18 protein-coding genes are annotated in these 17,415 nt (G+C 41.7%); 11 read left to right on the top strand and 7 right to left on the bottom strand.

Annotated features, from left to right (window positions below; translation table 11 throughout):
- Positions 1-26: 26 nt before the first annotated feature.
- Both LAQ65_RS19155 and LAQ65_RS19150 read right to left on the bottom strand, forming a co-directional pair.
- Positions 27-434, bottom strand: coding sequence for a hypothetical protein (locus tag LAQ65_RS19155; RefSeq protein WP_224118622.1), 408 nt, complete (start codon positions 432-434; stop codon positions 27-29).
- Positions 431-1,963 (bottom strand): carboxypeptidase M32, encoded by a 1,533-nt coding sequence (locus LAQ65_RS19150; RefSeq protein ID WP_224118621.1) that lies wholly within the window; start codon positions 1,961-1,963, stop codon positions 431-433. Before LAQ65_RS19150 ends, LAQ65_RS19155 begins: the two co-directional genes overlap by 4 nt.
- Positions 1,964-2,068: 105 nt before the next feature.
- Here LAQ65_RS19150 and LAQ65_RS19145 point away from each other — a divergent pair, with 105 nt between their 5' ends.
- From LAQ65_RS19145 to LAQ65_RS19125, 5 genes are all read left to right on the top strand, one after another.
- Positions 2,069-3,232 (top strand): Nif3-like dinuclear metal center hexameric protein, encoded by a 1,164-nt coding sequence (locus LAQ65_RS19145; RefSeq protein WP_224118620.1) that lies wholly within the window; start codon positions 2,069-2,071, stop codon positions 3,230-3,232.
- A 14-nt stretch (positions 3,233-3,246) separates the two neighbouring features.
- A complete protein-coding gene (locus tag LAQ65_RS19140) occupies positions 3,247-4,002 on the top strand; it encodes a zinc ribbon domain-containing protein (RefSeq protein WP_224118619.1) in 756 nt (251 codons plus the stop codon).
- A 160-nt stretch (positions 4,003-4,162) separates the two neighbouring features.
- Positions 4,163-5,152 carry a sterol desaturase family protein gene (locus LAQ65_RS19135; protein ID WP_224118618.1) on the top strand — a complete coding sequence of 330 codons (990 nt, stop codon included), beginning with the start codon at positions 4,163-4,165 and terminating at the stop codon, positions 5,150-5,152.
- A 107-nt stretch (positions 5,153-5,259) separates the two neighbouring features.
- A complete protein-coding gene (gene recN / locus LAQ65_RS19130; RefSeq protein WP_224118617.1) occupies positions 5,260-6,915 on the top strand; it encodes a DNA repair protein RecN in 1,656 nt (551 codons plus the stop codon).
- Between the two features lie 78 nt (positions 6,916-6,993).
- The gene (locus LAQ65_RS19125; RefSeq protein ID WP_224118616.1) at positions 6,994-7,809 is read left to right on the top strand and encodes an enoyl-ACP reductase FabI; all 816 of its coding nucleotides are present in this window, start codon (positions 6,994-6,996) and stop codon (positions 7,807-7,809) included.
- A gap of 156 nt (positions 7,810-7,965) precedes the next feature.
- Here LAQ65_RS19125 and LAQ65_RS19120 read toward each other — a convergent pair whose 3' ends face one another.
- Entirely contained in the window at positions 7,966-8,187 is a 222-nt protein-coding gene (locus LAQ65_RS19120; RefSeq protein WP_039131553.1) for a DUF2795 domain-containing protein, read from the bottom strand.
- 125 nt (positions 8,188-8,312) lie between these two features.
- Here LAQ65_RS19120 and LAQ65_RS19115 point away from each other — a divergent pair, with 125 nt between their 5' ends.
- Positions 8,313-8,963 (top strand): ABC transporter ATP-binding protein, encoded by a 651-nt coding sequence (locus tag LAQ65_RS19115; RefSeq protein WP_224118615.1) that lies wholly within the window; start codon positions 8,313-8,315, stop codon positions 8,961-8,963.
- Positions 8,964-8,968: 5 nt separating this feature from the next.
- On the opposite strand, the gene LAQ65_RS19110 is transcribed toward LAQ65_RS19115, so the two are convergent.
- The 3 genes from LAQ65_RS19110 to gatC are packed head-to-tail and all read right to left on the bottom strand — an operon-like array spanning position 8,969 to position 10,596.
- Positions 8,969-9,532, bottom strand: coding sequence for a cob(I)yrinic acid a,c-diamide adenosyltransferase (locus tag LAQ65_RS19110; protein ID WP_224118614.1), 564 nt, complete (start codon positions 9,530-9,532; stop codon positions 8,969-8,971).
- Between the two features lie 58 nt (positions 9,533-9,590).
- Positions 9,591-10,304 (bottom strand): ABC transporter ATP-binding protein, encoded by a 714-nt coding sequence (locus tag LAQ65_RS19105; protein ID WP_262901523.1) that lies wholly within the window; start codon positions 10,302-10,304, stop codon positions 9,591-9,593.
- A 1-nt stretch (position 10,305) separates the two neighbouring features.
- Positions 10,306-10,596 carry an Asp-tRNA(Asn)/Glu-tRNA(Gln) amidotransferase subunit GatC gene (gene gatC / locus LAQ65_RS19100; RefSeq protein WP_224118613.1) on the bottom strand — a complete coding sequence of 97 codons (291 nt, stop codon included), beginning with the start codon at positions 10,594-10,596 and terminating at the stop codon, positions 10,306-10,308.
- A gap of 40 nt (positions 10,597-10,636) precedes the next feature.
- Here gatC and trpS point away from each other — a divergent pair, with 40 nt between their 5' ends.
- The 5 genes from trpS to LAQ65_RS19075 all read left to right on the top strand — a co-directional run bounded on the left by trpS (position 10,637) and on the right by LAQ65_RS19075 (position 16,772).
- Entirely contained in the window at positions 10,637-11,644 is a 1,008-nt protein-coding gene (gene trpS / locus LAQ65_RS19095; protein ID WP_224118612.1) for a tryptophan--tRNA ligase, read from the top strand.
- Between the two features lie 41 nt (positions 11,645-11,685).
- Positions 11,686-12,321 carry a deoxynucleoside kinase gene (locus tag LAQ65_RS19090; RefSeq protein ID WP_224118611.1) on the top strand — a complete coding sequence of 212 codons (636 nt, stop codon included), beginning with the start codon at positions 11,686-11,688 and terminating at the stop codon, positions 12,319-12,321.
- A gap of 429 nt (positions 12,322-12,750) precedes the next feature.
- Entirely contained in the window at positions 12,751-12,942 is a 192-nt protein-coding gene (locus tag LAQ65_RS19085) for a hypothetical protein (RefSeq protein WP_224118610.1), read from the top strand.
- Positions 12,943-13,440: 498 nt separating this feature from the next.
- The gene (locus LAQ65_RS19080) at positions 13,441-14,595 is read left to right on the top strand and encodes an HlyD family secretion protein (RefSeq protein ID WP_224118609.1); all 1,155 of its coding nucleotides are present in this window, start codon (positions 13,441-13,443) and stop codon (positions 14,593-14,595) included.
- Between the two features lie 8 nt (positions 14,596-14,603).
- Positions 14,604-16,772 carry a peptidase domain-containing ABC transporter gene (locus LAQ65_RS19075; RefSeq protein ID WP_224118608.1) on the top strand — a complete coding sequence of 723 codons (2,169 nt, stop codon included), beginning with the start codon at positions 14,604-14,606 and terminating at the stop codon, positions 16,770-16,772.
- A gap of 5 nt (positions 16,773-16,777) precedes the next feature.
- On the opposite strand, the gene LAQ65_RS19070 is transcribed toward LAQ65_RS19075, so the two are convergent.
- A complete protein-coding gene (locus tag LAQ65_RS19070) occupies positions 16,778-17,314 on the bottom strand; it encodes a DUF922 domain-containing protein (protein WP_224118607.1) in 537 nt (178 codons plus the stop codon).
- Positions 17,315-17,415 lie beyond the last annotated feature (101 nt).

The following is a 17,415-nucleotide window of genomic DNA, read 5'->3' as shown; positions in this document are numbered from 1 at the left end:
ACAGGTGCAAAAATGAATCATCAACTTTACTTCTTCTTCAGGTACAACTGGCTTTTTACCCCCGAAATGGTGGTTTCAGCCTTTACATAATCAAGGGCACTATCGGTCACTTTCCAAAGGGCATTCAATTTTTTAACAGGGTCGGCGGCATCGGGGAAATCAGAACTAATCGTCATTGCTGTTGGATCACCTACCCAGGTTCCTTTGTCTTCGGTGGTTGACGTGAAGCCACTCACTTTACCATCCCGGTAAAATTGAAAAGTGTAAGGCGCAAATGGTTTTGTCAGGCTGGAATCTCCCTCCTGAAAAGAATAAACATACCATTGCCCATTGGTCATTGCATCCAGTATGTAATTCATTTTCGCGTCTTCTACTGCTTTTTTGCAAGCTCCAGCCAGGCAGATTGTTATGGCTATCCAGAACAATTTTCTCATGATGCGACCTCCTCCATTTGAAAAGCGTAAATGAAACGATATTTATTTGTGACATATTGCATAAAGTGCCGGATGTTTATTCCTTCCCCTGTAATTTTCTGGCATAACTCCTCGCTCGTATATCGCCTTCCGTTAATATGTATATTTTTCCTAAGCCAATTTAATAAAATATTAAAATTACCTGACTTAAGTTGATCTTCCAGGCCAGGAATATCTTTTTCAGCGGCGCTATAAAACTGAGCGGCATAAAGGCTACCCATACTGTATGTAGGAAAATAACCAAAACTGCCATGACTCCAGTGTATATCCTGCAAACATCCTGACCTTTCATCCGGGACTTCAATACCCAGGTATTTTCTGTATTTCTCCCGCCAGCAATCTGGTATTTCTTTGACTGCGAGGCTTCCTTCAATTAAGGACTTTTCAATCTCATACCGGATTATAACATGAAAATGGTAGGTTAATTCGTCCGCTTCAGTTCGGATAAGTGAAGGTTTTACCCGGTTTATGGCCCGGTAAAAATGTTCTTCACTGGTATTGCCAAGCTGACCAGGGAAATATTGTTTCAAAACGGGTAAAAAATAATGCGTCCATGCCATACTGCGACCTACATTATTTTCCCATAACCTGCTTTGCGATTCATGGATGCCTAAAGAAGCAAATTCACCTAAAGGAAGTCCATATTGGGATTCTGGCAAGCCCTGTTCATAAAGTGCATGCCCAAGTTCGTGAATGGTGCTCCAGGTCATATTGCCCAGGTCCTGCTCATCAATTCTGGTTGTAATGCGAACATCCCGGCTGTTGAAATTAATCGTGAAAGGGTGTTCCGACCTATCCTGCCGGCCAGCTTTCATATCAAACCCCATTTTTTGTAAAACATCCATTCCAAACTGCCACTGGTCAACTTCGGGGAAATATTGCCTGGGCAATTGGTCATCTACCTGGTCGCACGTACTTATCATTTGCAATAAAGCCTGCAAAGGAGGTAATAACTGGCTAAATGCTGTATCAAGGAGATCGGTTGTACAGCCACGTTCATATTGGTTGAGTAAGGCATTATAAGGGTTCCCGGAATAGCCCAGTAGGTCAGCTTCCTGTTTTTTCAACCCAACCAACTCCTCCAGCATCGGACTAAAGGGCTTAAAACTATTTGCTTTCCTGGCATCCATCCATGCATGAAAAGATCTGGATGTTGTTTCACTTGATTTCCGCACAAAAGCAGGAGGAAGCTTTACCTGCTGATCAAAATCATAACTGCTTAAAGCAATATTACAGGCCTGGTCGTCGCTCAAATCATTTCGTTGCCCCAAAGTTTTAATCAACTTCCCAAAAGAATCCTGCGTAAATCTTATATGTGCTAGTTCGCTTAGCGTGGCTATTTGCCTGGACCTGAAATCTGCGCCTGAAGGCGGCATATAGGTTTCCTGGTCCCATTGCAATAAAGCAACTGCATAGCGGATATCAGCAATCTGCTGTAATTCGGCAACATATTGCTCGTATAAAGTTGTGGTAGAGGAGATTTGACCCATAGGATAAACAGTTCGAGCTGCAATCTAACGAATCTAATGTGTATTGGTAATGTGTCCTTCATGTCCGGAAGCCCGCACTGGTTTTTTCTATTTTATCTGGATGGAATGCCTGCTGTATTGAGAGGTATTAAAGTTATTAATAATTGGGCCGGGACAAATTATCTTTATATCATGCAAATCAGCCAGATCATACAGGAATTAGAACGCTTTGCTCCGGGCAGTTACCAGGAATCCTATGATAATGCGGGATTATTATGTGGAGAAGCCATATGGCAGTGCTCCGGCGTTGTCGTTGCCCTCGATGCAACAGAAGCGGTAATTGAAGAAGCCGTCATGAAGGGGTGTAACCTGGTGGTAGCCCATCATCCTATTGTTTTTTCCGGATTAAAAAAGATCACGGGTAAAAACTATGTGGAAAAAACCCTCATCAGGGCCATTAAGAATAATGTGGCCATTTTTGCCATCCATACCAACCTCGATAATGTAATGGAAGGTGTAAATGGGAAAATTGCAAGCCTGCTCGGCCTGGTAAATCAGGCAGTACTATTGCCCAAAGCCGGCATGCTAAAAAAAATGTACTGTTTTGTGCCCGATGGCCATCTTGATGCGGTCCGGGATGCTTTGTTTGCTGCAGGTGGTGGTCAGATTGGACAGTATAGTGAATGCAGTTTTGAAGCGCAGGGCAGGGGCACTTTCAAACCCGGGGAAGGCACGATGCCATTTTCCGGCACCTATGGTGTACGGCATAATGCATCCGAAATACGTCTGGAACTCATTTACCCTGCCTACCTTGAGACTGCCCTGGTTCGGGCACTCAAACAAAGCCACCCCTATGAAGAAGTGGCCTTCGACCTGGTACAGCTGACCAATGAACACCCTCGGGTTGGATCAGGTATTTGTGGCAACCTGCCCGAAGAAATGGCCGAAAATGACTTCCTGGAACTGCTGAAATCAATTTTTAAAGTTCCCGTAGTAAAGCATAGCCCTTTATTGGGCAGGCCTGTAAAAAAGGTTGCGCTTTGTGGCGGCGCAGGTAGTTTTATGGTTTCCAGGGCTTTACAGTTGAAGGTTGATGCATATATTACTGCCGACATGAAGTACCATGAATATTTCGACGCCAATGGCAGCCTGTTAATTGCAGATGTTGGCCATTTTGAAAGTGAGCAATTTACAGTAGACCTGCTATATGATATTTTGGCGAAAAAATTTCCTACCTTTGCCGTCTTCAAAACGGGGGTGTTGACGAACCCGGTGAATTATTATATCTAATTTCAAAAACAAATATGGCAACTGTTAAAGACTTTTCGGTTGAAGAAAAACTGGTTTCACTGGTAACACTACAAAAGATCGAATCCAAGATCGATGAATTCCAGATTTTGAAAGGAGAATTGCCGATCGAAGTAAGTGACCTTGAAGATGAGATCCTTGGTTTGAATGCCCGTCAGACGCGCATTGAAGAAGAAATCAATGGTATTAATGAGTTTATCAACCAGAAGAAGGAAGCTATTAAAGAAGCAGAAGCCCTGATCAAGAAATATGAGAAGCAAAGCACGAATGTGAAGAACAGCCGTGAATTTGAAGCCATTACCAAAGAAATTGAAATGCAGCAGCTTGAAGTTAAGCTGGCTGAAAAGCATATTAAAGACGCCCTGGAGGAAATCCAGGACAAAGTCGTTGGGCTTGAAAAAGCTAAAAAGACCATCGCTACCAAAGATGGCGTTTTGAAACACAAGAAAGAAGAACTGGAGAAAATTATCGCCACTACTGAGGCCGAAGAAAAGCATTTCAATAAGCTGGCTGCCGAGGCACGCGAGAAAGTTGATCCCAGGTTATTGCATTCTTATGACCGCATCCGCACCAATTACCGCAATGGCTTGTCTGTTGTTCCGGTAGTTCGTGATGCCTGTGGCGGATGTTTTAATGCAATTCCCCCGCAACGCCAAAGCGAAATCAAACAGCGCAAAAAGATCATTGTTTGTGAAAACTGCGGTCGTATCCTGGTGGATAATGAATTGAATGATGGCGTGGAAGTGAAATAGTGAATATTCAATAACAAATTGGAGAGCCCCCGAAATTTATAGAAGTAGCTACCGTTAAACGGTAGCTTTTTTATTTTAGTTGAATGATTGGGCCGACTATCTGCGTAGCATCTGAAAAAGTTTTTATATTGTTGTTTTAAGTCATTCCCATAACAGTTTTATGAACGTACTTGATATTATATTCGAAGAATTGACCGCTTTCCTGGGTATTGATCATTGGGTAGAGATGTTTAAATCCGGTGATTATAGTAGCCTGTATACTTTTGATGGCATTCTTGATGCAATCGGTCCATTAATTCCGTTGATTCTTTTAATTGAAATTACGCGCGCGTTATTGTATAAGAGATTCAAAATTGAAGATTACAAAGTTCCATTTTTAATTTACATATTCAATCGGTTTGTTTCCAGGTTTGTTTCCATTGGTGTTGTTGGTTTCTGCATTGGCCTTTTTGAGAAACACGGACTAATTAATACAAGCTTTACCTGGTATTGGTTTATTTATGGCTATGTTGTTTGGGAATTCTCGCACTTTATTTACCATTTTCTTGGGCATAAAGTCCGGTTGTTCTGGTGCATTCATTCCACGCACCATGCACCTGAAACGATGAATCTCTCTGTAACATTCGCACATTTTTTTCTTGAAGGGGCATATGCAGACCTGATCCGGACCACTATTTGTTTGCTGTTAGGCGTGAACCCGCCCCTCTTATTTTTTATCATGTTCATTGATGGTACCTGGGGTGCGTTCATACATGTTGGGGAAAATATTTTAAAAGACGGTCGACTGGGTTTCCTGGAAAAAATTATACTTACTCCTTCGCACCACCGTGTTCACCATGCCCGTAATCCGTTGTATATGGATACCAATTTCTGTAACCTTCTTAACATTTGGGACAAGGTGTTGGGAACCCTTCAGCACGAACGAAGGGAACTTCCTCCTGAATACGGTATTACGAGGGAAATGAATCCACAGAATTTCGGGGATGTCTATTTTGGTGAATTTGTTGCGCTGGTAAAGGATATTGCCCGGGCACCTGGGCTAAAGAATAAATTGCTGTATATTTTAATGCCACCGGGCTGGAGCCATACAGGCGGCCATAAGACGGCGAAAATGGTTAGAAGGGAGTTTTTAGAGAGCGGGAAGTTGTAAGCGGGTTTAATAGTATCGGCTTTTTCCCGCCACGTTTTTACACGGATTTTATCCACCTTGTCAGCAGTTCCTTTTCAATTGCATAAATTGCCTCATCATTTATAACCATGTTGAAGGAACTGCATATACAAAATTACGCTATCATCGATGAACTGGTTATCCGGTTTGACGGTTCCCTTAATATTATAACCGGAGAAACGGGTGCGGGAAAGTCCATACTTATGGGCGCACTTTCGCTGATTTTAGGCGACAGGGCCGATATCAATGTAGTGCTGAATAAAGAAAAAAAATGCTTTGTTGAAGGCCTTTTCCAGACCAACAACAAATCTTCGGTGGTTCGGTTTTTAACCGAGAACGACCTTGAGGTGAGCGATGAACTATTAATCAGGCGGGAAATCAGCGTGACTGGAAAGTCAAGGGCTTTCGTAAATGATACGCCGGTAACCCTTAACCAGTTGCAGCAATTATCCCAGCAGCTGGTTGACCTTCACCGGCAGTTTGATACACTTTCACTTGGTGAAACCGGTTTCCAGCTTTCAGTCATAGACGCAATGGCTGGTAATGATAGTGCACTCATTAAATACCGCAAGGCCTTCCGCAATTGGCAGGAATTGCAAAAGCAACTAACGATATTAATTGATCGAAAAAATCAGGAAAATCGCGAGTTTGATTATCACCAGTTCCTGTTCAATGAGCTGGATGAAGCTGCACTTAAAAGCAATGAGCTTGAAGATATTGATGCAGAATTGAAACTCCTGTCGAATGCCGAGGGTATTAAAGCAGCACTTGCCAACGTTTTTGAACAGTTGAAAGGTCAGGAAGTTCCGGTTTTACAGGTTATCAGGCAATTGATCCACCAATTACAGCAATATAGCCAGCAACACACAAAAGTGGCAGAGATCCGCGATCGGATGCAGGCTGCATATGTTGAATTAAATGATATTGCCGGTGAAGCATCGGCATTAGGCGACCAGATCGGGCATGATACAGGCCGCATCGAGCAATTGAACGAAAGGCTAAATACAGGGTACAAATTATTGAAAAAGCACAATGTGCAAACTACGCAGCAGTTGCTGCAGATCATGGAAGATTTGTCAGGTAAACTGGAAGCGGTAGAGCAACTTGATGAAACGATAGCCCGCCTTGAAAAAGAAACAGCAGCCGCCTCGAAAATTGTGCTTGAACTTTCTCAAATGCTTAGCGCTGCAAGGAAGAAACAATTGGCTCCATTTGAAAAACAAGTCAATATCTTACTGGCAAGAGTCGGCATGCCCAATGCCAGGCTTAAAGTTCAGATTGAAGATGCAGTTCCGGGTATTAATGGGGCTGACGCAATTGATTTTCTTTTTGATGCTAATAAAAGCAATCAATATGCGCCAATACGCAAAGTGGCCAGTGGGGGGGAGTTGAGTCGCCTTATGTTGTGCATTAAATCTTTGGTAGCTGGTAAAATGGATTTACCGACCCTGATATTTGACGAAATCGATTCTGGAATTTCGGGTGAGGCCAGCCGCCAGGTTGGGCTCATAATGAAAGAACTTGCTGCAGCAAGGCAGGTGATTTGTATTACACACCAACCACAGATTGCCGGAAAGGCAGATCTTCACCTTTTTGTTTATAAAGAAGCCCGGGGAAAATCCATTTCCACTAATATCCGGGTGCTTGACCAGGAAGAACGAATAGTGGCTATTGCACAAATGCTGAGTGGTGAAAAGCCAACACCGGCTGCCCTTGAGAATGCCCGGGAAATGGTGATGAACTAAACTAAGTAACACCTTAAATATTAGGCTGAAGATTGTAGATTTGGGGCTTAATATTTCCAAAGAATTAATTTATTCATTATGGCGTATAATCTATTGAAAGGTAAACGTGGAATCATTACAGGAGCGCTGGATGAACATTCAATTGCCTGGAAAGTTGCTGAAAAAGCCCATGAAGAAGGTGCCACTTTTGTGTTGACCAACGCACCAATAGCGATGCGTATGGGTGAAATTAAAAAGCTGGCAGAGAAAACCGGGTCGGAGATAATTGGGGCAGATGCTACCAGTATTGATGAACTGGAAAACCTCTTTTCCAAATCCCAGGAAGTATTGGGTGGTAAAATTGATTTTGTATTACACTCTATAGGTATGAGTGTTAATATCCGGAAAAATATCCCGTACACTGAATCGAATTATGATTATTTCCAGAAAGGTATTGATGTGTCTGCACTGTCTTTCCATAAAATGATGAGTGTGGCAAAAAGGCTTGATGCCATTAATGAATGGGGAAGTATCGTTGCCCTTACCTATATGGCTGCGCAAAGGGTTTATCCATTTTATACTGATATGGCAGATATCAAAGCTATGCTGGAATCAATAGCACGCAGTTTTGGTTATCATTATGGATTAGCCAAGAAAGTCCGGGTGAACACGATTTCCCAATCTCCTACAAAAACAACTGCTGGTACAGGCATCAAAGGCTTTGGGGATTTCTATGATTATGCCAATGCCATTGCCCCATTGGGTAATGCAACGGCAGAAGATTGTGCGAATTACTGTATAACACTATTTTCAGACCTTACCAGGATGGTCACCATGCAAAATCTCTACCATGATGGCGGATATTCTACAACAGGCGTGAGTATGGAGGTGATGTCGAAGCTGGGGGTAGATTGAAGAGAGGTTGCCCTGGCTATAAGCATTCAGCAGTGGTGCTATCAAAAAAGCTACTGGTTATCAGTAGCTTTTTAAAATAAAAGTATTTCAACATGATTGGGTTGATAGCAGTCACGGTGTCAAACCGTTTACAGCTTACAGCTAACTGTTTACCCTCTAATACTCATCCTCATTAAAGAAAAAGTCTTCCTGGGATGGGTAATCGGGCCAGATATCATCAATTCCTTCATAAATTTCGCCCTCATCTTCAAGCTCCTGCAGGTTTTCAACCACTTCTATAGGAGCACCGCTACGGATTGCGTAGTCGATCAGTTCGTCCTTTGTCGCAGGCCATGGTGCGTCTTCCAGGTAGGATGCCAATTCAAGAGTCCAGAACATCAGTACAGGTTTTAAATTTCCGGCAAATGTATGTGTTAATACGAAATTTCCAAATCCTTTCGCTTACAACGCTTAATATTGCTGCTTCGTATGCGGTTTATTACCTGATTTAACACAATTATTTAATGCTTCAGGCCAGAAACATTTATAAACAGTATGGTACCGTAAAGGTGCTGAAAGGCGTGGATATCGATATCCAGGCGGGTGAAATTGTTAGTATTGTGGGTTCATCTGGAGCCGGCAAAAGCACATTACTTCATATTTTGGGCACCCTTGACAAACCCGACCAGGGGCAAATATCCCTGAATAATACTGCCATAACCGGATTAAGCGACCGCCAGTTGGCGGCTTTCCGAAACCAGTATATTGGTTTTGTTTTCCAGTTTCACCACCTGCTGCCAGAATTCACAGCCCTGGAAAATGTTTGTATTCCAGGATGGATTGCTGGCAAGTCCAGGGGGGGCGTGGAAGAAAGGGCTCGTAAATTGTTACAGCACCTCGGACTGGAACAAAGAATGGAGAATAAACCACAGGCTTTATCGGGGGGCGAGCAGCAAAGAGTTGCTGTTGCCCGTGCACTGATCAATGAGCCAAGGATTGTTTTTGCTGATGAGCCGACCGGCAATCTCGATTCAATAACCGCTCGTGAAATGCATGAACTTTTTTTCCAGTTGAGGAATGAGTTTAAACAAACCTTCCTCATTGTGACGCATAATGAAGAACTTGCCCAAATGAGCGACCGCATCTTGCATATGAAAGATGGAAAAATGATCTGAGGGGCTTAGCTGACCCTTGGCTTCCAGGAGATTTCTTTTACGCCCAGCAAATGACCTGTATACCGCGATAATACAAACAGGTAGTCGCTCAACCTGTTCAGGTATTTGATCACCAAAGGGGCAACAAATACATTTTCCTGCTGCATATGCACACAAAGCCTTTCTGCACGACGGCATACGCAGCGTGCAATATGCAGGGCAGATACGGAGGGATGACCGCCGGGAAGGATAAAGTTTTTCATCCGGGGAAGCGATTCATTCATCTGGTCCATTTCGTTTTCCAGCAAATCCACGTCGGGTTCTATCAGGTCGGGAATTTTCATCAGTGGTTCCCGGTCAGGATCACAAGCCAGCGAAGAGCCGATAGTGAAGAGACGGTCTTGAATTTCTTTCAGGATATTTTTTGACTTCCCGTCGCTTAACTGATCACAGCAAAAACCGATATAAGAATTCAATTCATCAACTGTTCCATATGTTTCAATACGGATATGGCTTTTGGGAACTTTTGTGCCTCCAATTAAACAAGTGCTACCGGTATCTCCGGTTTTGGTATATATCTTAAGCGCCATGGTGCCAATAGTTCGAATTGCAACAAAATAAATCCGGGAATGTTGTGAAATACTTTTCCTAGTGAGCCAGGATAAGCGAAGGATGCGCATTTCGTTTATCGGTTTCTATCAATCCATCACGTAAACGGACAATCCGGTGCGCATGGTTGGCAATATCCTCTTCATGGGTTACCAGTACTACAGTATTTCCGGATGACTGGATCTTTCCAAAAATATCCATGATTTCTGTTGAGGTTTTAGAGTCGAGGTTGCCGGTTGGTTCATCTGCCAGGATAATTGAAGGATTATTCACCAAGGCACGCGCAATAGCTACACGCTGGCATTGTCCTCCACTTAACTCATTCGGCCTGTGATGGCTTCTGTCTGCCAATCCAACTTTATCCAGCACTGCCAGTGCCATTTCACGGCGTATCTTTTTGGTAACCCCGGCGTAAACAAGGGGAAGTGCAACATTTTCTGCAGCTGATAGCCTGGGTAGCAGGTTGAATTGTTGAAATACAAAACCGATTTCCTTATTCCGTACTGTGGCTAGTTCATCGTCTTCCATAGTACTTACGTCCTGGCCATTAAGTATGTATTTGCCGGATGTTGGTGAATCAAGGCAGCCGAGAATATTCATCAGGGTGCTTTTTCCTGAACCTGACGGCCCCATTAGTGCTACATATTCATTCTTGAAAATATCCAGGGTAATACCTTTTAAAACAGGTATAGCCTGCTTTCCCATGTAGTAACTCTTTTCAATTGAATCCAGGTAAATAATCGGTTGTGTCATATTATTTTTTAATCACTTTTGGGACGAAGAAATATTGCGAATCGGCATCAGGTGCAAGGGCAATTGCATCAACCCTGTCCATGGAACCTTTCAACTCATCGTTTCTGACAACATCCATTTGGTCGGTCATGTGTAACATGGGCTCAACACCTTCAGTGTCAATTTCCTGTAATTTCTCAACGAATGAGATCATTTTTGCCAGGTCATCCTTAATCTGGATAGTATCAGCTTCTTTAAACTCGAGACGGGCCAAATTAGCCAGTTGGTCAATTATTTCTTTGGTCAGTTCCATATGCTATCAACAAAAATAAGCTTCTTATCTTCGCCACGCTATGGAAAATAGAAAAAAAGGACGAGTAATGAGCGGAATCAGGAGTACTGGTTTTTTGCACCTGGGCAATTATTTCGGGGCAATACGCAATTACGTGCGTATGCAGGAGGAATATGACTGTTTTTTTATGGTGGCCGATATACATACCCTTACCACCCATCCGGACACAAAGGAGCTGAAACCGAATGTCCATAGGGTTTTGGCTGAAAATATCGCCTGCGGGCTGGACCCGGAAAAAGTGGCACTTTATTGCCAAAGCCATGTTTTTGAAACGGCTGAACTGTATCTGTATCTCAACATGCTGGCATATAAAGGTGAATTGGAAAAAACCACCACGTTTAAAGATAAAGTACGGCAACATCCGGAAAACGTTAACGCCGGACTACTAACTTATCCAGTACTGATGGCTGCAGATATATTGTTGCAGCGCGCAAGCTATGTTCCCGTAGGGAAAGATCAGGAGCAACACCTCGAAATGAGCCGAAATTTTGCTAATCGCTTCAACCATCGCTACGGGGAAGTATTTCCTGAACCATATGCGTTTAATTTTGGTGAGGATCTGGTTAAAGTACCAGGATTGGATGGATCAGGAAAAATGAGTAAAAGCGAAAACCAGAATGCAACTATTTTCCTGGCGGATGACGATGAAACAATCCGGAAAAAGGTAATGAAGGCAAAGACCGACGCGGGTCCAACTACCCCAAATACGCCAATGCCCGATTATATTGCGAACATTTTTGGCCTCATGAAGCTGGTAAGTGCACCAGAGGTGATAGCCAGGTATGAAAATGATTATAACCAGGCTGTGATCCGTTATGGTGATATGAAAAAGCAGCTTGCAGAAGATATGGTGAATTTTGTGGCCCCCATTCGCGAAAAAACTGAAGCAATTAGAAATGATGAAGTCTATCTTCGTCGTGTTATGGAATTAGGCGCAGAAAAGGCAAGGAAAAGCGCAGCTGAAACAATGGAAAAAGTGAGAGAAGTGATGGGGTTGAAATACTATTAATTTCCTATATTGAACATCCTGTGTATTCGCAGGCACCTATTATGGCCAAAGGAAAAAAACCAAAGCATATTGCTGTTGCCGGAAATATCGGCGCAGGAAAGACTACGTTAACAGAAATGCTGAGTAAACACTATAAGTGGATTCCGCAATTTGAAGATGTTGATCACAATCCCTACCTGAACGATTTTTACGAAGACATGCCCAGGTGGAGTTTTAACCTGCAGATCTATTTTCTGAATAACAGGCTAAATCAAATACTGGATATACACCGTGGAACCGAAACTGTTATCCAGGACCGTACAATTTATGAAGACGCGCATATTTTCGCACCTAACCTGCATGAAATGCAGTTGATGAGCAAACGCGATTTCGATAATTATTTTCTCTTCTTCCAAACACTTAGATCGATGGTGCAGCCGCCCGACCTTCTTATTTACTTACAGGCTTCTGTGCCAACATTAGTGGGGCAAATCCAGAAAAGAGGCAGGGAATACGAAGAGAATATCCGACTCGACTACCTGAAAAGACTAAACGACTTTTATAATAAATGGATTGATACATATAAGGAAGGCCCGCTCCTGGTAATTAATGTTGATAAGAATAAGTTTGCTGAAAAGGAAGAAGACCTTGGTGACATCATCAGGAAAGTTGATGCACAATTATATGGGCTCTTCTGATTTTTTAAAATAGTCGTTTCTGAAATACAAAAATGGCCGCTCTTTGAGCGGCTTTTTTTATGCTGTAGAAACCGTTAAAACACGCTACCATACCTGATTTTAAGTTTTTAGCTTAGCGATATGATTTTTAAAAAGCATGCATAAAGGGAGTTTTGTATTATATGCCCCCTAATGGCCATTGGGAAAAGACAAATACATTAAAAATTAAATCTACACAGTATGAAAAATTTTGAAATGAGTGTGCAGGGATTCATTAAACTGTAATCAAGTGATATGGAATTGATCAATAGCGGTTAAGCATTACCAATACCTTCAGGTTTTACCTGGATGAGAAATAATGATTTCGCAATTGACCATTACAATGAAATTTAAAAGGCCATGTAAATGGCTGTGATATTGAAAAATAATTATTCACCTCAAATTTATTTTATGAATATTAATTCAAACATGCAGATGCTTTCTATGGAAGAATTGGAAAATATTAGTGGTGGTGGTACAGGGGATGGAAGCCTGTTGGATCAATTCGCCTTTTTTGTTGGGGCAACAGCAAAGTCTATTTATGAATTTTGTACAACATCTATGGAATATCAGGCCTCATTACCAGCTAACCTGAAAAAGTAAATAGCACCCCAAAATGAAGCAGTTATTTGAAGAACTGATGAAGTAGGATTGCCTGTGCCAGGAATTTGATATTAATAAAACAAAAAAACAGTGCTACTGTATGTTTTTGTGTTAGTATTTGGGTCGGCGGTCTCTATCCTTACTGTTTTTTAAATTTTAAAAGGGACTGAATAATATAGTGAACTAATGATTGATTAGTTTCCTGTAGCGCTATTGGGACAAACATTTAAAATCCTTTTTTCAGTTCCTGCTGCTTCATTTGCTTTTAAAAATAAATAGCACCGGGTGGTCTGCTTTGCTGGCTTCCGTTGTAATTGTTGTAGTATAAAAATTAATCCACGCTATATGCCTGGAGCCTCAATTGTTGGCCTTCTGTTAACGTTGGTTTTCAATACAAAAGGGTATAACAACGATTCACTTCATAAAGCATTCTGGGTTGTAGCAGGTATCCAAACTTATTTGAATTGTTTAATATTAATCCTAAATCTATAATTTATTATGTTGGAGAATGAAGACCCGATTTTCCTTCAACAACAAGTTTTATCTGGCAAACTTCCCCGTGCGATCCGGCAACTTTACCTGAGTTTAATAATTTTGATTTTCGCAATGCTGGCCACAACCTGGTGGGTAAAACTTGATGTGGCTGTGAAGTCCGGGGGAATCATAAGGCCTGCAAAAGAAAGGACCGCAGTCAAAACTGCCATTAGTGGTTTGCTGGATTCAATACTTGTAACAGAAGGCCAAATGGTGAAGAAAGGCGATTATATTGCCATATTAAAAGATGAAGGTAACCATGAAATTGCTGCCAGCATCCTTGCAGAGAAAAATTTAAATCTGGCCCTGCTGGCAGACCTTGACTTACTATTAAAGTTGAAAATACCAATTGCAGGGGAATCACTTAACCTGAAAACGGCGGTTTACCAGGAGCAATTGTCGCAGTTTATTCAACTTCTTGAGGAAAAAAATATCCTTTATGAGCAGGCTTCCCGGGAATATGAAGTAGCAAGGAAACTTGTATCGGAAAAGGTAATTGCTCCGGCAGAGTTTTCAATGCAGGAAACTACTTACCTGCAAAAGGCAAGCAATCTTAAGGCATTCTGGCATGAACGTTTTGCTGCCTGGAACCGCGATCGCCAGCAAATTGTAGAAGAGCTGCAATTAATTGAACAGAAAAACATAGAATTGAATACTGCAAAAAAGCGGATGCTTTTGATAGCTCCGGTTTCCGGTATTGTTAGTGGAATCCGGGAACAATATTCCCAGGCTTTCGTGCAATCCGGAGATGTCCTGTGTGCTATATCGCCTGAAGATTCCCTGGTAGCCGAATGCCTGGTAGGTTCGGCAGATATAGGTTTTCTTAAAAAAGGGCAGCCTGTAAGTTTCAGGGTAGATGCTTTTGATCATAAACAATTTGGTACCGTATCAGGCGCCATCCTATATCTTGACCAGGATTTTACCAATATTAATGATCACCCCGTTTTTAAAGTCCGATGTTCCATAAAACAGCAATCACTCGCCCTGAAAAATGGGTATAAAGCTTATCTGAAGAAAGGTATGACCATTCAAGCCAGGTTCATTATTACCAAAAGAACTATCTGGCAACTATTTTTTGATAACCTGCACAATTGGTTGGAACCAATTGTAACTGTTTAATTTATTTCATGAAAAAAGTTTCTGCATTTAAGCAACGGGACTTAACAGATTGTGGTGCCGCCTGCCTGGCTTCTATTCTGGGTTATTATGGCAGTACTGTGCCAATAAGTAAAATCAGGCTGGAAGCAGGAACAGACCAGCGGGGCACAAATTTATTAGGCATCATTCAGGCAGCTGAAGCATGTGGCCTGCAGGCTAAGGGTGCAAGGGGTAAGGCTGATAGCCTGCCCTTGGTTCCCTTACCTGCAATTGCCCATGTAGTGCTGCCATCCGGACTGCATCACTATATCGTGCTAACAAAGGCCGGAAAGAAAAGGATATGTTTCATGGATCCTGCAGATGGAAGATTTCATTCACAAAGCAATGATGATTTTATAAAAAAATGGTCAGGCGTGCTTATCATGTTTTCGCCTAAGGTGAATTTTAATGCAGAACAACATCCGGCTTCTGCTTTTTCGAGGTTTTTACTTTTAGCAAGACCCTATCGGGTTCAAATGTTTATGGCATTCCTGGGTGCTGTTGTTTATACGATTCTCGGTTTCTCAACAGCGATTTTTTTACAAAAACTTATGGATGATGTAATTCAACAGGATAATTCATCATTACTTCATTTGCTTGGAATATTTATGGTATTAATCTTATTTGTACAAACTATAATCGGTGTTATTCGTAATATCATTGGGTTTAAAACTGGACAGCTAATAGATGCCCGCTTAATAACGGGATATTACCGGCACCTTTTTAAACTTCCACAAATGTTTTTTGACACCATGCGGGTTGGTGAAATCATAAGCAGGGTGAATGATGCTATCAAGATCAGGTTTTTTATAAATGATATTGTTCTGGGGATAATGTTGCACGCACTTATAGTTTTATTCTCAGTGGTTCTGTTATGCTTTTATTACTGGAAACTTGCCATAATTGTTCTTGCCATATTTCCGGTATATTTTTTCCTGCATTACCTGACGGTTGAAATTAATCGGAAATGGCAGAGAAGACTGATGGAACAGTCGGCTGACCTGGAGGCAAACCTGGTAGAGAGCCTTCAATCTGCATCCACTGTAAAATGCATGGGATTGGAACAATATATGGTAGATAAAACAGAGTCAAGTTTTTTCTGCTTTATGAATTCCTCATACAAAACTGGTCTCTATAACTTATATGCCGGGACAACAACAGAGTTTTTAAACAGGTTATTGACAATTTCTGTTTTATGGGCAGGTGGTTGGTATGTTATGCAGCGTGAACTTACTCCTGGTGAATTATTGTCTTTTTATTCACTGATCGGGTACTTTACCGGCCCTGCATCCGCACTTATTATTTCAGGGAAAAGTGTGCAGGATGCATTGATAGCCGCTGATCGCTTATTTGAGATAATTGATCTTGACTGTGAAAATCGCAATACTGGCCCTGTTATTCAACTTATGCCCGAAAACCTGGGAGACATAACTTTTAGTTCAGTATCCTTCAGATATGGTACCAGGAAAAATGTGTTTGAAAATTTGTCACTATGTTTTAAAAAAGGAGAGATGACGGCTATTGCTGGTGAAAGCGGATGTGGAAAATCTACTATTCTTAGTCTCTTGCAGCATCTTTATCCGGTTAAGGAAGGACAGATAACCATTGGAAAAATTCCGCTGCAACATTTTAGCAGAGAAAGCCTCAGGGCTAAGATTGGGGTGGTGCCGCAACAGGTTGATCTTTTTTCAGGTACGATTGCGGAAAACATTGCTATTGGCGATCCTTGTCCAGATATGGAAAGGATTATTGAAGTTTGTAAAGCAGTGGGTGCAGAAACATTTATTGAACAATTAACTGACGGGTACTTTTGCAGGCTAGGTGAAAATGGTGCAAGCCTTTCTGGCGGACAACGGCAAAAACTTGCTATTGCCAGGGCCTTGTATCGCAGGCCTGAAGTTTTTGTTATGGATGAAGCAACAGCTCATCTGGATCCTTTTAGTGAGCAAAAAATCCAGGAATTGATTGGGCAATTGAAGGCCGCAGGAAAGACAGTAATAATTATTGCACACCGACTTTCAACTATTCGCTGGTGTGACACGATTCATGTTTTGAAAAATGGAAAACTGCTCAATTCAGGTACTCACGAATACCTTATGGAATATTCTGTTTATTATGCCTCACTTTGGAAATCCCCTCAGGAAAAGCTATATGCCTGAAATTATTATTCAGGATATGTAGCATATTTTTCAGCTGCACGCAATTCTGTTTCAATTTTTTCCTGCCAGCTTAATTGTACCTCTTTGTTTCGGGAATAATTCGTTTCCTGGTCATACAATTCCTGGTAGGCAGATTGTTCAGTAGCAACTTGCTGGTAGATTGTTTTAACATCTTTGTCAACGCTGCCGGGTTTGAAATTATATTCACTTAAAGATTTAAACAATTTCCGTGTAAATAGTTGTGAGATATCAAAATGGCCCTGTTCATGTGCTAAAATTTGCGGCGTATTAACACGTACCCAGGATTTTTCAGGATGGAAAACACATTTCAACTGGAAGCTCAACGATTTTTTGTCATAGGTGTAATTGAGCAAAATTGATGTACTGGTAAGTGCGGCATTTGGTGCTGATTCAACAGGTGTTGCTTTAAAGTCAGTCCAGTTTAGTTCCCTCCTGCTACGCCAGTTAATGCTATCTTTTTCAGCGTGGGTAAACGAAGGAAAATTTTGTAACAACAGAAATAGGAACGAAAATAACAACATAATTAAATAATGCATTACAAAATTACCACCTATGCGGTTTTCCTTGGTGCAAAATATTGCTAAAAATCCGCCCCGGGATCGGGGCGGACAGCAAGCAACGT

This window comes from Flavihumibacter profundi (genome assembly GCF_020076305.1).
GTDB classification, from domain to species: Bacteria; Bacteroidota; Bacteroidia; order Chitinophagales; family Chitinophagaceae; genus Flavihumibacter; species Flavihumibacter profundi.
This window is presented reverse-complemented; position numbering and strand designations above follow the sequence as displayed.

Coding starts and splice junctions, on each gene's coding strand:
- LAQ65_RS19155 (WP_224118622.1), bottom strand. CDS start 434: ATGAGAAAATTGTTCTGGATAGCCATAACAATCTGCCTGGCTGGAGCT.
- LAQ65_RS19150 (WP_224118621.1), bottom strand. CDS start 1,963: ATGGGTCAAATCTCCTCTACCACAACTTTATACGAGCAATATGTTGCC.
- LAQ65_RS19145 (WP_224118620.1), top strand. CDS start 2,069: ATGCCTGCTGTATTGAGAGGTATTAAAGTTATTAATAATTGGGCCGGG.
- LAQ65_RS19140 (WP_224118619.1), top strand. CDS start 3,247: ATGGCAACTGTTAAAGACTTTTCGGTTGAAGAAAAACTGGTTTCACTG.
- LAQ65_RS19135 (WP_224118618.1), top strand. CDS start 4,163: ATGAACGTACTTGATATTATATTCGAAGAATTGACCGCTTTCCTGGGT.
- recN (WP_224118617.1), top strand. CDS start 5,260: ATGTTGAAGGAACTGCATATACAAAATTACGCTATCATCGATGAACTG.
- LAQ65_RS19125 (WP_224118616.1), top strand. CDS start 6,994: ATGGCGTATAATCTATTGAAAGGTAAACGTGGAATCATTACAGGAGCG.
- LAQ65_RS19120 (WP_039131553.1), bottom strand. CDS start 8,187: ATGTTCTGGACTCTTGAATTGGCATCCTACCTGGAAGACGCACCATGG.
- LAQ65_RS19115 (WP_224118615.1), top strand. CDS start 8,313: ATGCTTCAGGCCAGAAACATTTATAAACAGTATGGTACCGTAAAGGTG.
- LAQ65_RS19110 (WP_224118614.1), bottom strand. CDS start 9,532: ATGGCGCTTAAGATATATACCAAAACCGGAGATACCGGTAGCACTTGT.
- LAQ65_RS19105 (WP_262901523.1), bottom strand. CDS start 10,304: ATGACACAACCGATTATTTACCTGGATTCAATTGAAAAGAGTTACTAC.
- gatC (WP_224118613.1), bottom strand. CDS start 10,596: ATGGAACTGACCAAAGAAATAATTGACCAACTGGCTAATTTGGCCCGT.
- trpS (WP_224118612.1), top strand. CDS start 10,637: ATGGAAAATAGAAAAAAAGGACGAGTAATGAGCGGAATCAGGAGTACT.
- LAQ65_RS19090 (WP_224118611.1), top strand. CDS start 11,686: ATGGCCAAAGGAAAAAAACCAAAGCATATTGCTGTTGCCGGAAATATC.
- LAQ65_RS19085 (WP_224118610.1), top strand. CDS start 12,751: ATGAATATTAATTCAAACATGCAGATGCTTTCTATGGAAGAATTGGAA.
- LAQ65_RS19080 (WP_224118609.1), top strand. CDS start 13,441: ATGTTGGAGAATGAAGACCCGATTTTCCTTCAACAACAAGTTTTATCT.
- LAQ65_RS19075 (WP_224118608.1), top strand. CDS start 14,604: ATGAAAAAAGTTTCTGCATTTAAGCAACGGGACTTAACAGATTGTGGT.
- LAQ65_RS19070 (WP_224118607.1), bottom strand. CDS start 17,314: ATGTTGTTATTTTCGTTCCTATTTCTGTTGTTACAAAATTTTCCTTCG.